Here is a 321-nt window from a genome sequence, read left to right on the forward strand (position 1 = left end):
GGAAGTAGAAGTTGCGGTCCTTGTCGACGAGGAACTCGACCGTACCAGCACCTTCATAGCCACAGGCCAGCGCCGCCTTCACGGCAGCTTCGCCCATGGCCTGGCGCAGTTCGGGTGTTACAAACGGAGAGGGTGCCTCTTCGACGACTTTCTGATGGCGCCGCTGAACTGAACAGTCCCGTTCACCGAGATACACCGCGTTACCGTGTTGGTCTGCAAATACCTGGATTTCGATATGGCGGGGTTCAATAACCGCCTTCTCCAGAATCAGCTCACCATCGCCAAAGGCCTGCTTGGCTTCGGAGCGAGCCCGCTGAATGT

Annotated in this window: 1 pseudogene; it reads right to left on the minus strand. The window is 57.9% G+C overall.

From position 1 onward, the window contains the following. Nucleotides 1–321, minus strand: a pseudogene (locus BIU91_RS18300) (acetyl-CoA carboxylase biotin carboxylase subunit); the annotation flags it as partial.

Source organism: Curtobacterium sp. MMLR14_002, assembly GCF_001864975.1.
Taxonomy (GTDB): domain Bacteria; phylum Actinomycetota; class Actinomycetes; order Actinomycetales; family Microbacteriaceae; genus Curtobacterium; species Curtobacterium flaccumfaciens.